Origin of the sequence: Candidatus Thiodiazotropha sp. LNASS1 (assembly GCF_964212655.1) — a bacterium.
GTDB lineage: Bacteria > Pseudomonadota > Gammaproteobacteria > Chromatiales > Chromatiaceae > Thiodiazotropha.
This window is the reverse complement of record NZ_OZ156465.1, coordinates 46354-58849: the sequence shown is the minus strand read 5'-3', so window position 1 is coordinate 58849 and position 12496 is coordinate 46354. Positions and strand designations below refer to the sequence as shown.

Below are 12496 nucleotides of genomic sequence, written 5' to 3'. Positions count from 1 at the left end.
CAATGTGCACACATTAGTGAGCTGCCCTAAAAAGAAACAATAGTGAAGTGAACATATAGACTCAAAACTCATCACTAACGTCTCATAACTAAAAACTCAAAACTCATAACTAAAAACTCTTTAGTCATTGTGTTGATACTCTTCCGGAATCGATAGCTCATCCGGCAGCTCTGGATATTCCCCGCCCTCGGTTCGGTAGGCCCTGAGCTGGAAGACGTAGGCCAGCAGTCGAGCGACAGCGAGATAGAGTCCGGCGGGAATAAAGGCATTCAATTCAGTATGGAAATAGATGGCACGCGCGAGCATCGGTGACTCCACTACGGGTACCTTGGCCTCAGCACCTACTTCACGGATAGTCATTGCCACCAGGTCAGCGCCCTTTGCCAACAGTTTCGGTGCATGCATGGTTTGCGGATCGTATTTTAATGCGACCGCATAGTGAGTCGGGTTGGTGACGATGACATCGGCCTGTGGCACCTCCTGCATCATGCGCTTTTGCGCCATCTCGCGTTGCAGCTGCCGGATTCTGCTCTTCACCTCCGGCTTGCCTTCGGTCTCCTTCAATTCGTCGCGCAGTTCCTGGCGCGTCATTTTCAGTTGGCGCTTGTGATCCCACAGTTGGAACGGCACATCGATCGCTGCGATAAGAATCAATGTTGATGTCATGAGGATCACCGACCAGCCGATCAGGCTATTCAGTTTTTCCATTGCCTGCGAGATTTCCATACCATGTAAAGCGAGAAATTTATCCAGCGACTTCCAGAGCAACAGTATGGTGACACCACCGATAAAGATGAACTTGGCCAAAGCTTTCAGCATCTCTACCAGCCCGCGCGCGGAAAAGATGCGTTTCATACCTTTTAACGGGCTCAATTTACTCAGTTTTGGCGCCAATGCCTCGCTGCTGACGGAAAACCCGCCCAGGGCGACAGAACTGAAGATGGCTGCCACCACGACCAAGAGAAAAAAAGGTAGCAGCGTTACCATCATTTGCAGGAAACGATCACCCAATTGAATCAACATGATGTTGATATCGAAGATCTGCTCCCGGGTCAGAACAAAGCTCTCACTCATCATCTGCGACAAACCGTCGCCAATGGCATTGCTCATGACAACAAGCGTGGTCACGCCAATCATGGTTACCGCCATGCTGTTGAGTTCACGGGAACGGGGAACCTGTCCCTTCCGCTTGGCATCCAGCAGTCTTTTCGCCGAGGGTTGTTCTGTTTTTTCCTGGCCGTTTTCGTTCTCAGCCATGATTCACCCCGTCACCCGAAGGGTCAGCATCAGATGCTGAAAGGCCTCATCGAGGAGTTCATTGAAGACACTGAAGACATTCGGCAGGGTGACCCATATCAGGGCAAACCCGAGCAGCATGGTAATCGGAAAGCCGATCGAAAAGATGTTCAACTGCGGTGCCGCACGCATCACCACACCCATGCCCATATTAACCATCAGCATGGCCCCGACAATCGGTAATGCAATCAGCAGACCGCCGGTAAACAGCCGGCTGCCCCAGGCAACGACTTCAAGCAGCCCGTTTCGGGAGAGGCCATCCATCGCAACCGGCATGGTGTCAAAACTGTCGGCGATCAACTCTATCGAAAGAAGATGTCCGTTGAATATCAGGAACAGCAGAGTTGCGAGTATCAGATAGAATTGGGCCACCACCGGGACCTGCACCCCATTTGCCGGATCGACCATGGAGGCGAAGCCCAGGCCCATGCTATAGGCGATCACTTGGCCCCCGAATACCAGCGCACCGAATACCATCTGCAGGATAAATCCCATCATCACGCCAATCAGAATCTGCTGCAACAAAATGATAAAACCCGTATGACTCAGCACATCCGCCTGGGGTTGGGGTGGCAGTGTCGGTGCAATCAGCAAGGTAATCAGGATCATCATAAAGAGTCGAAACCGTGCCGGTATCTGTCGCGAACTGAACAGCGGTATCGCCACCAGCATGGCGCTGATGCGCACCATCGGCCAAAAATAGGCCGCCAACCAGGTATTGAACTGCGCTTCGTTGAAGATCATGATGTTTCCAAAAGTGCCTCATAAATACGTTTTTTTGCTATTCAAGGCTTAAAAAAGCAGTTCAGGTATGCTCTCAATCAGATTCATGGAAAAATTCATCAGTAGGTGCAACATCCAGTTGCCCGCGAACATCAGCACCACGCCCACAACCACCAGCTTGGGAATGAAGGTCAATGTCATCTCGTTGATCTGGGTTGCGGCCTGAAACATGGCGATAATCAAACCTACCGCCAGCGCAGGCAGTAAAACCAATCCGGCCAGTATGCCAATCACCTCAAGTGCATTTTGTCCAATCGACATTACGGTATCCGGACTCATATACCCTCTCCACTTAGAGTTGGAAACTCGCCGCCAAGGTGCCAAATACCAATGCCCACCCATCGATCAGCACAAACAGCATAATCTTGAACGGCAGGGATATAATCATGGGTGACAGCATCATCATGCCCATCGACATCAATATACTGGCTACCACAATGTCGATGATCAGGAACGGTATAAACAGCAGAAAACCGATCTGGAAGCCGGTTTTCAATTCACTGGTGGCAAACGAGGGAAGCAGCAGACTGAATGGCACATCGTCGGGCTCCGCGAGCTCACTGAAATCACCGATGCGCGCAAACAGTGCCAGGTCATCCTCACGCGTCTGCGCGATCATGAATGATTTCACCGGCTCGGAGGCGGCCTGCAGTGCCTGGGTGGCATTCATCTCTTCCGCCAGATAGGGTTGTAACGCCACCTCATTCACCTCGGTGAAGACCGGCATCATGATAAACAGGGTAAGAAACAGGGCCAATCCGATGAGTATCTGATTCGAGGGTGTGTTCTGGGTACCCAGTGCCTGCCTGAGTATGGCCAGGACAATGATGATCCGGGCAAAAGAGGTCATCATCATCAAGGCGCCCGGCAACAGCGTCAGTGCGGTCATGAAGAGCAGGATCTGGATAGTCAGGGTATAGGTTTGACCGCCCTCGCCATCCGATGCCACCGTAAACGCATCGACACCCGGCGCTGCTTGCAGCAAGGTACTGCTTAAAAGGCCGATGATTAACAGCCAGGCCCTCATTGCTTCCGCTCCTGACCGCTGCCCTTTTCATTATCCAAATAGTTTTGAAAACCCTGCCCTGATCCTTGCAGGATATGTAGAGTACGCACTTGACCCGGCGCCACGCCAAGCAGCAACCGCTGATTATCGACCTCCACAACGATCACCCGTTCACGGGTTCCTACCGAAGCCCCTCCAACGACTCGCACCATTCCCTTTCCGCCCATTGGCATTTGCGCATAGCGCTTGAACAGCCAGGCCCCGCCAATGATGATTCCGAGCACCAATAACAGACCGCCGACGGTACTCAGCAGGCTGTCGGCACCCAAGGGGGAGACATTGACACCAAGTTGTTTCTGCGCAGTATCGGCCGCGTATAGTGAATGGCTGAACAGAAGGGTGATGAACGGCCAACGGCACATCAACTGATCCTCTTCACCCGCTCTGAGGGACTGATGATATCGGTCAACCTGAGACCGAACTTCTCGTTCACTACAACAACCTCGCCCTGGGCGATCAGCGTACCGTTGACCAACACGTCCATTGGCTCACCCGCCAATCGATCCAATTCGACGACAGAACCCTGATTCAATTGCAGCAAGTTGCGGATATTGATCTTGGTGCGGCCAATCTCCATTGAGATGGTAACCGGCACATCCAGGATCGCATCCATATTCACGGCATCGTTACCGGACTCATCCTGCAGTTCATCGAAAGAGGCTGCGGCAGCCTTATCATCACTTTCGCTATCGACCTGTTCGTCCAGTGCAGCGGCCCATTCATCCGCCAATGCTTCGTTCGGATCACTCGTTTTCTCTTCACTCATTTTTTACGCCCTCTTGGGGTACCATTCTGCTGTCATTCACAACTGATTCACCGTATCGGCTATCCACTTATTCGCCATTCGCGTTCTGCACCGCTTTTCTTTCCATTTCCAGATAATCGTGCAGACCTTTGCGCCGATTCTGTTGAATCCAGTTGTTGATCTTCAAGGCGTAGTTGCCATCGGCAACGCCCAATTTGGCTTTGAAGACAGGAACATCGGCGGCTTCAACCTCAACCTCTTCCGGCATCTCGATGGGGATGATGTCCCCCTCTTTCAACTCAGCCAGTTCTTTGACACTTATCTGCACCTCGGTGAGAATGCTGGAGAGTTCAATCTTCGCAGCCAGGATCTCCTCCTTGAGGGAACGTTCCCACCGTTCGTCCCTTTCACCTCGATCACTCTGAACGCCCGCATCGAGCAATTCACGTATCGGTTCGAGCATCGAGTACGGCATGCAGACATGAAAATCACCACCGCCACTCTCCAGATCGACGTGAAATGATGTGACAACCACCACTTCTGACGGACTCACGATGTTGGCGAATTGAGGGTTGACCTCTGATCCGCTGTACTCGAATTTAACCCGGAACACAGGTTTCCAGGCGACTTCCAGATCCTCGAAAGCCCTGTTCAAAAGGAGTTGAATGACCCGGTTTTCCGTCGGTGTGAAGTCGCGTCCTTCGATCTTGGTATGGAATCGCCCGGATCCGCCAAAATAGTTATCCACGACACTGAATACCAATTTGGGATCGATCACGAACAGCCCTTTTCCCCGCAATGGCGGTACCCGGATCATATTCAGACTGGTCGGGACAAACAGGCTATGCACAAACTCGGAAAACTTCTGCATCTGGATCCCGGATACGGAAAGATCAGCCGTGCGTCGAAGCATATTGAAAAGGCTGGTTCGGAACAGACGCGCAAATCGTTCATTGATCATCTCCAACGTAGGCAGACGTCCGCGAACGATACGGTCCTGGCTGGTGAAGTCATAGGAGTTGACACCACCGGCATCGGCCACATCCGTTTCTGTCGCGACATCACCGTTATCAACCCCGTGCAACAGGGCGTCGATCTCTTCTTGTGAAAGTAAGTCGTTGGCGCTCATGATGATTATTGCATTACAAAACTGGTGAAATAGAGGGCTTCAACTTCCCCGGGCCCCTTTAACTCAGTGACAACCCGATTGAGTTCCCTGAGCATCTCCCTCTGCAGGCTCTCCTTTGTCTCACGCGCCTTGAGGGCTTTGGCATCCGCACCCGAGAGCAGGTTTAGAAGGTTGTGGCGAATCATTGGATCATTGTGTTTGATAAATTCGACCATCTCGTCGGATCGGACCCTGACACTGACTCCGATCTGCAGCAGACTTGGACGACCCGGCAGATTGACGACAAAGGGTGGCTTCATCTCAATGTACTGGGCAGGACTCAGCGGCTCTTCAGTTTCGGCCGCTTGCTCAGACGACGCCGGATCCTCCTCATCGACCGATTCATCGTCCCCCATCAGAAGAAAATAGGCGGCAACACCGCCACCAATCAGTAAAACGGCAACGATTGCAATGATGATAATGAGCTTGGACTTACCTGATTTCTCTTCGCCTAAATCGAGTTCTTCTGCTGCTTGTTCGTCTGCCATAATGCCACCCTCAAGATTTACATCCTATTTGAATGCAATATAAATGCCACTCGATATAAATAAATTAATTCCTTTTTATTCATATAGTTATAAATAGATCTTTAAATAGAGACAAAATATTGACTCGCCAGAAATCCTGCTCAAGGCAAAAATTCGACATGCCCGGTTTCGGCATATGGGCGTCATCCGAGACAGAAATCCATACATGAATTAAGGACTTTTTAGTAAAATAGCTTTAACAGTAACTAATTAAGTGCTATTAATTACCCCGATAACCAGCTGTTAATAAATAATATTTTTAGGATTTCCGTGCCTACTCAATCGGAGCATAAGCGACTCATCGGAAGATTCAGCAATCTTCCCAGCCCGCCAGCAATCCTTATCGAGCTCATCGATAGCTGCAACAACTCCGACGTGAGTTTCAAGCATCTGGCCGAAACGATAGAGAAAGACGCTGGAGTCTCTTCCAAGGTCATCACGGCAGCCAACTCACCTTTCTATCGTCAATGGCAGGAGATCAGCGATATACAGCGACTGTTGGTGGTTCTTGGTATTCGCAGCGTCAGAACAATCGCCATCAACAGCGCAGTCCAGCAATTTTTCAACCAGCTCAGTAAACAGGCTGGACAAGCCCTTGACGAAATCTGGTTTCAGTCACTGATATGCGCACAAACAGCAAAGGCCTTGGCGGACCTGACCACATACCGGTCACCCGATGAGGCCTATCTTGCGGGACTCCTGCATCGACTGGGACAGCTGGCTTTACTGCAGGCCTCTCCCGATGAGTACGGGGCCATACTTGAACAGGATTTGACAGGGGAGTCACTGGTCAAGGCGGAGATTGAGAAATTCGACTTTTCATCGCCGCAGATCGGATCACACATGATAGAAAGCTGGGACCTGCAATCCTTCCTGGCTGACGCAGTGCTCTACCAGCACGAACCTGCAGATAATATTCTCGACTGCTCGCACTTGGTAAAACTGGTCAATCTTGCAAGCCACCTCTCCGACAGCAGCGACAAACTGGAAAACGAGGTCCTGGCGCGTGCCGATACCCTGTTCGGGCTGAATCAGACAATCGTGGAAGAGTTAATCCAGGATGCCAGGGATAAGGCAGCCAATGCGGCACGAAGTCTTGGCATTACCCTGCCTAGACAGAAAACCGAAAAACAGGCACAAGATCATCAGCAGGCATTGGCAGAACGCATCAAACAGGCGGCCCTATTCGGCGGTGGTTTGGAAGCTATACCGGAAACACCGGACGTGATCGCCACGATGCAACAGATTCAGCGCGACCTCGATCTGCTCTTCGGCATTCAACAGGTCTGCTACCTGATACTGAATCAGGATGGGAAGACGCTAAGCCCGATCAGCCCTACAGCCCATAACAATGCACTGTTGGAAGAAATTACGATTTCCGTTGAATCCGATCGCAGTCTGGCCGCCACTGCCTTCAATCAAAAAAGCTCCCGCTATTCACAGGGTGATGAGAATCTGCCGCTGGTAAGTGTCGTGGATCGCCAATTGGCGCGCTTTCTGAACAACGAAGCCCTGCTCTACCTGCCGTTGAGCACCCACCAATCCCGGATTGGATTGATCGCCATCGGCATCAACCAAAACCAGTGGGAAGAACTGGACGGGCAACAGCAGCTACTCACACTCTTTGCCGGGGAGGCGGCAGAAATGCTCCAGCGGCAGCAGAACATGCTCTCCCATCAACAGCAGATGATTGAAGACGAGCGGGCCACTTTTCATCTCGAGGCGCGGAAAGTCGTACATGAGGCGAACAACCCACTCGGAATCATCAACAACTACCTGCACATTCTCGGCATGAAACTTGGCGAGGATCATGAAGCAACCGAAGAACTGAATATTATCAAGGAAGAAATTGCAAGGGTCGGCAAGATCATACTGCGTATTCGTGATATTCCCGATGAACTCGAGCAACAGACAAAAAGCGTCGACATCAACCAACTCATACAGGATCTGTACAAATTATTTCAATCCTCGCTGTTTCCCATGCACAATATCTCCACCGAACTTGATCTTGACTCGAACCTGCCCCATCTTGACACGCAGCGGGGTCATATCAAGCAGATACTGACCAATTTGATAAAAAATGCAGTCGAAGCTATGCCAGAAGGGGGAAAACTGGGTATTGAAACCCGCGCCAATGCCTATATAAATGGCAAAGAACACATTGAAATTCAGATTACTGACGATGGCCCAGGAATAGACAAAGAGATTATGGACCAGTTATTCACCCCGGTTACAACCACCAAAGACAATTCCCACTCCGGATTGGGGCTTACTATCGTTAAAAATCTCATTGATGAGCTTTCCGGTTCCATTAACTGTACATCGAATAGCGGGGTGGGCTCGCGATTTCAGATCTACCTGCCCAGGATCGGCTAGTATAAGGAACTCAATATGCACCCATACTATCCGGCACCATGGCGAGGTATTGAAGGCAACTTCGAATCCCTTCCAACAGACATTAATACTAATCGTCCAAAGCGAAGCTATAACGCGCGGATATTGATCGCTGATGATGAGCCAAGGGCGCGAGCCAGCCTGAAGGAAATCCTGCGCTTCACGGGTTATGAGACAACACTGGCGGAATGCGGCCGTGAGGCGATCGATCTACTTAATAGCGGAACTTTCGACTTGATACTGCTCGACCTGAATATGCCTGATCTCCATGGACACAAAGTGATGGAGCATATCGATTCTTATCAGCTGAATTGCGATATCATCGTCGTTAGCGGCGAAACCACATTTGACCATGCGACCATGGCACTACGCAAAGGGGCTCAGGACTTTCTGCGTAAACCCTATGCGCCGGACGAGCTGTTGCGATCTGTCGCCAACGTTCTTGAACGTCGTCAGTTGAAGGCATCAAATCAGTCAATACAACTGCGGCTTCAGGAGTCCGAGTCCCTTCACAAGTTTATCGTCAACAACTCACCCGATATGATCTATCTGCTGGATCATGAGGGCAGATTCGCCTTCATAAATGAGCGCGTAAAGTCACTTCTGGGCTACGACCAGAAAGAAATCATCGGTGAGCATTTCAGCAAACTTATTCACACTGAAGATATAGAACGAGCCCATTTCACATTCAATGAGCGCCGTGCCGGGGAACGCGCCACCCGTAGCGCAGAACTGAAGTTGAGCAGTAAGAACAATAATGGCAGCCGTTTTTTCGATTCCGGCACCGTACCGGTCGAGTTGAGTTCGATCGGCATATACACAACGAATGATGATAAAACCAAGTCATTCATAGGCACCTATGGTGTTGCACGGGATATCTCCGAACGGAAACAGGCCGAAGAACTCATCAAATATCAGCTCTACCACGATTTGTTGACCAATCTACCTAATCGCAGCTTGTTCCGCGATCGGTTAAACATGGCCATGGCGCAATCCAAGCGCTCGGGTAAAAAATTGGCAATCATGTATCTGGACATGGACCGTTTCAAGATCATCAATGACTCACTCGGTCACTATGTGGGTGATGAGTTACTGAAAATGGTTGGCCAGCGGCTCCGCAGTGAGTTGAGAGAAGCCGATACCCTCGCCCGCGTCGGTGGTGACGAATTCAATCTGCTTGTACCCGAAATCAATGATATACAGGATGCAAGAAACCTGGCGGAAAAGATTCTCCGACTGACGTTGGAACCCTTTATCATAAAAAACGAGGAGATTTTCATCAGCTTCAGCATCGGCATCTCCATCTATCCCAGTGATGGTGACACCAAGGACTCATTAATCAAACATGCCGATATTGCGATGTATAAAGTGAAGAATGCCGGAAAGAACGGCTATGCCTTCTATTCCGAGAAGATGAAGGCTCACTTCTCGCAATCCCTGGATATTGAGAATGGCTTACGCAAAGCGATCTCAACCAATGAACTATGTCTCTACTATCAACCACAATTTGATATCAACAACGGTTATATGAGGGGTGTTGAGGCACTGGTTCGTTGGAAACATCCTGAAAAAGGTACAATCCAACCCAATGAATTTATCAGTGTCGCAGAAGAATCCGGCCTGATCATACCCCTTGGTGAATGGGTGCTGCGAAGGGCGTGCACGGACATAAAACGCTGGATGGAACACGAAGGTATCACATTACAACTTTCGGTAAACATCTCAATGCAACAACTTGAGATGGATCAGTTTGTAAATAAAGCACTCAAGATCATCAAACGACATCAATTACCGAAAAACACTTTGGAACTGGAAATCACCGAACATGCCATTATGCAGGATATGGAGAAAGCGATAGATGCCTTGACCAAGTTATCCCATAAAGGCATACGCATCGCCATCGATGATTTCGGTACCGGCTACTCATCATTGGGCTATCTACAGAATTTGCCAATCAATACCTTGAAGATCGACCGCTCGTTTGTTCAAGGCATCAAAACCTCCGAAGATAACTCTATCATCGATGCGATTATCGCCATGGCCAAGGGACTCAACCTGAACCTGATCGCCGAGGGTGTGGAAAACCAGACCCAAATCGATCATCTCAGCAGGGCTGGTTGCGGTTTGGCGCAAGGATTCTTCTACTCTCACCCTGTGCCTGAGGACGAGTTGCTCAAATTTATAAAGTCAAAAGGCAACACCAATGGCCAAGACAGCGCGGACACGATAGTGTCCTCTGATCACGATCCGTCTTATCAGTGATGCCAGGGCCTGTTAACACAAAAGAGGCGTACGAAATGAGAAACCCCGCCTAAGCGGGGTTCTGTTGGCTCTATTGATGAATACGGAACCTCGATCTTAGATTGAAACGGCCGGACTCCAATACGCTTGCTTTAGATTCAATTGCGATTTATCTATCAAAACGCACTCTTCTCATACGTATGTTTTAGCCAAGCCTGTCAACCCTGAATCATGCGATTCCATCAAGTTGAATACCCAGTCTCCTCTGTAGAAGTTTACAAGATACCCAAGATGGGGGTCATGCACACCATGCTGAGAACCGCTTAGTGCGGACAGCATTATGACCGACATCATCTCCAGCCCATCTGCATACAGATTATGGCATTGGTTGAACACTCATAACCAGCTGGCATTGGCCAAAATTCGCTGGAGACAATAATAAGTGTAATTGACATTTGGGTTATATCAAGCTCCCCAGTTATTTATTTCCCATGCTCATATAAAACCGACATTTACTATCAGATTTCAGGAATCACATGTTATTATACCGGGATCAAATGGCCCCTAAGCGCCATCCCAATCCAACAATTGTCAACTATCCATGGCCCAGTACATTTACACGATGAACAGGGTGGGCAAGATCGTCCCACCTAAGAAACCGATATTACGCGATATATCACTCTCCTTTTTCCCCGGCGCCAAGATCGGTGTGCTGGGTCTCAATGGCGCCGGCAAATCAACCCTGTTACGTATTATGGCGGGTGTCGATACTGACATTGAAGGAGAAGCACGACCGCAGCCAGGCATCCGCATCGGCTACCTGTCCCAGGAACCACAATTGGACGAAACCACTGATGTGCGTGGTAATGTGGAAGCCGCGTTGGGCGATGTAAAACAGGCCCTGGACCGCTTAGACGAGGTCTACGCCGCTTATGCAGAGGCGGATGCCGATTTCGACGCCCTGGCGAAGGAGCAGGCTGAACTCGAAAATATTATCCAGGCCACTGATGGACACAATATCGAGCGCCAACTGGAAATTGCCGCTGATGCCCTGCGTCTGCCGCCCTGGGATGCCGATGTTAAAACCCTATCGGGTGGTGAAAGGCGTCGTGTGGCTCTGTGTAGATTACTGCTTGAAAAACCCGATATGCTGCTGCTCGACGAACCCACCAACCATCTGGATGCGGAATCGGTGGCCTGGTTGGAACGATTTCTCCATGAATACAGCGGCACAGTGGTTGCGGTCACCCATGACCGCTATTTTCTCGACAATGTTGCCGGCTGGATTCTTGAACTGGACCGTGGTTATGGCATCCCATGGGAGGGTAACTACTCTTCCTGGCTGGAACAGAAGGAGCAACGCCTGGAACAGGAGTCCCACGAGGAAGCGGCCCATATCAAGAGCATGAAGGCGGAGTTGGATTGGGTTCGCTCCAATCCCAAAGGACGCCATGCAAAAAGCAAGGCCCGTCTACAGCGTTTTGAAGAGTTGCAGTCTCAGGAGTTTCAGAAACGTAATGAGACCAATGAACTCTATATTCCCCCGGGACCGCGGCTGGGCGATCTGGTAATCGACACAGTAGGCCTCAGAAAATCCTTCGGCGATCGTATGCTATACGACGACCTCACCTTCAACCTACCCAAAGGTGGCATTGTCGGCATCATAGGCCCCAATGGTGCGGGAAAAACAACGTTGTTTCGCATCATCACCGACCAGGAGAAGCCCGACGCCGGAGAGATGCGCATCGGTGAGACCGTGGAAATCGCCTATGTGGACCAGAGCCGTGATGCCCTGGACGCAAACAAGACGGTTTGGGAGGAGATCTCGGACTCCCAGGATATCATCACCGTAGACCGCTTTCAGATGCAATCCCGAGCCTATGTCAGCCGCTTCAACTTCAAGGGTTCCGATCAGCAGAAACGTATCGGCGATCTCTCCGGCGGTGAACGCAACCGGGTGCACCTGGCGAAGTTGTTAAAAAGCGGCGGAAATCTGTTGCTCCTCGATGAACCGACCAATGATCTCGATGTGGAGACACTGCGCGCCCTGGAAGAGGCCCTGCTCTCCTTCCCCGGTTGTGCGGTCATCATCAGCCATGACCGCTGGTTCCTCGACCGCATCGCCACCCATATACTCGCCTTCGAGGGGGATTCAGGCGTGGTGTGGTTTGAAGGCAACTATGCCGACTATGAGGCCGATCGCAAACAGCGTCTCGGCGCTGAGGCCGATCAACCGCATCGAATCAGATACAAGCGCCTGAGCAGTTGAGATACGA

At 50.5% G+C, this 12496-nt stretch carries 11 protein-coding genes; 3 read left to right on the top strand and 8 right to left on the bottom strand.

Features of this window, described 5'->3' with window-relative positions:
• Positions 1–120: 120 nt before the first annotated feature.
• The 8 genes from flhB to fliL all read right to left on the bottom strand — a co-directional run bounded on the left by flhB (position 121) and on the right by fliL (position 5546).
• The gene (flhB, locus tag AB8516_RS00290; RefSeq protein WP_369156937.1) at positions 121–1257 is read right to left on the bottom strand and encodes a flagellar biosynthesis protein FlhB; all 1137 of its coding nucleotides are present in this window, start codon (positions 1255–1257) and stop codon (positions 121–123) included.
• 3 nt (positions 1258–1260) lie between these two features.
• Positions 1261–2040: a flagellar biosynthetic protein FliR gene (fliR, locus tag AB8516_RS00285; RefSeq protein ID WP_108294422.1), complete on the bottom strand. Its 780-nt coding sequence runs from the start codon at positions 2038–2040 to the stop codon at positions 1261–1263.
• Positions 2041–2088: 48 nt separating this feature from the next.
• On the bottom strand, positions 2089–2358 hold the full coding sequence (fliQ, locus tag AB8516_RS00280; RefSeq protein WP_069127996.1) for a flagellar biosynthesis protein FliQ: 270 nt from the start codon (positions 2356–2358) through the stop codon (positions 2089–2091).
• A gap of 13 nt (positions 2359–2371) precedes the next feature.
• Positions 2372–3106: a flagellar type III secretion system pore protein FliP gene (gene fliP / locus AB8516_RS00275; protein ID WP_069128001.1), complete on the bottom strand. Its 735-nt coding sequence runs from the start codon at positions 3104–3106 to the stop codon at positions 2372–2374.
• Entirely contained in the window at positions 3103–3507 is a 405-nt protein-coding gene (gene fliO, locus AB8516_RS00270) for a flagellar biosynthetic protein FliO (RefSeq protein ID WP_108340272.1), read from the bottom strand. Before fliO ends, fliP begins: the two co-directional genes overlap by 4 nt.
• Positions 3507–3911, bottom strand: coding sequence for a flagellar motor switch protein FliN (fliN, locus tag AB8516_RS00265; protein WP_108294416.1), 405 nt, complete (start codon positions 3909–3911; stop codon positions 3507–3509). The genes fliO and fliN overlap by 1 nt, the downstream gene beginning before the upstream one ends.
• A gap of 67 nt (positions 3912–3978) precedes the next feature.
• Positions 3979–5019 (bottom strand): flagellar motor switch protein FliM, encoded by a 1041-nt coding sequence (gene fliM / locus AB8516_RS00260; protein ID WP_369156933.1) that lies wholly within the window; start codon positions 5017–5019, stop codon positions 3979–3981.
• A 5-nt stretch (positions 5020–5024) separates the two neighbouring features.
• The gene (gene fliL, locus AB8516_RS00255) at positions 5025–5546 is read right to left on the bottom strand and encodes a flagellar basal body-associated protein FliL (protein ID WP_369156931.1); all 522 of its coding nucleotides are present in this window, start codon (positions 5544–5546) and stop codon (positions 5025–5027) included.
• Positions 5547–5855: 309 nt separating this feature from the next.
• Between fliL and AB8516_RS00250 the strand changes: the two genes are divergently transcribed.
• The 3 genes from AB8516_RS00250 (at position 5856) to ettA (ending at position 12489) form a co-directional block, all read left to right on the top strand.
• Positions 5856–7961 carry an HDOD domain-containing protein gene (locus AB8516_RS00250; RefSeq protein ID WP_369156929.1) on the top strand — a complete coding sequence of 702 codons (2106 nt, stop codon included), beginning with the start codon at positions 5856–5858 and terminating at the stop codon, positions 7959–7961.
• 15 nt (positions 7962–7976) lie between these two features.
• Complete coding sequence (locus AB8516_RS00245; RefSeq protein ID WP_369156927.1) at positions 7977–10241, top strand: EAL domain-containing protein; 2265 nt, start codon at positions 7977–7979, stop codon at positions 10239–10241.
• Positions 10242–10821: 580 nt separating this feature from the next.
• Complete coding sequence (gene ettA, locus AB8516_RS00240; protein ID WP_369156925.1) at positions 10822–12489, top strand: energy-dependent translational throttle protein EttA; 1668 nt, start codon at positions 10822–10824, stop codon at positions 12487–12489.
• The last annotated feature ends 7 nt before the right edge of the window (positions 12490–12496 follow it).